Origin of the sequence: Pseudoalteromonas sp. SIMBA_162 (assembly GCF_046535955.1) — a bacterium.
In the GTDB taxonomy this organism is placed as follows: domain Bacteria; phylum Pseudomonadota; class Gammaproteobacteria; order Enterobacterales; family Alteromonadaceae; genus Pseudoalteromonas; species Pseudoalteromonas marina.
In genome coordinates, this window is record NZ_JAWJBQ010000863.1 from 1 (window position 1) to 250 (window position 250).

Here is a 250-nt window from a genome sequence, read left to right on the forward strand (position 1 = left end):
GTTTTCTTGCCCACTGGTGGTTCCACGGGCGCTTTTACGAGACCACGGACAACGCCTACGTGCAGGGCGAGATCACCCGGGTCTCCAGCCAACTGAGCGCGCGAATCGAAGAAGTGCTGGTGCAGGACAACCAGCATGTGGAACAGGGCCAGTTGCTGGTACGCCTGGAAGGGCAGGACTTCCAACTGGCGGTGGACCGCGCCCAGGCCGCCCTGGATACCCGCGAGGCCGAACACCTGCAGGCCCAGAG

The 250-nt window shown here is 64.0% G+C and carries 1 protein-coding gene; it reads left to right on the forward strand.

Annotation, left to right across the window (positions count from 1 at the left end; all coding sequences use genetic code 11):
• Positions 1-250: biotin/lipoyl-binding protein (locus tag R0J88_RS22145; RefSeq protein ID WP_410901192.1), on the forward strand; the 250-nt coding region annotated here is incomplete at both ends.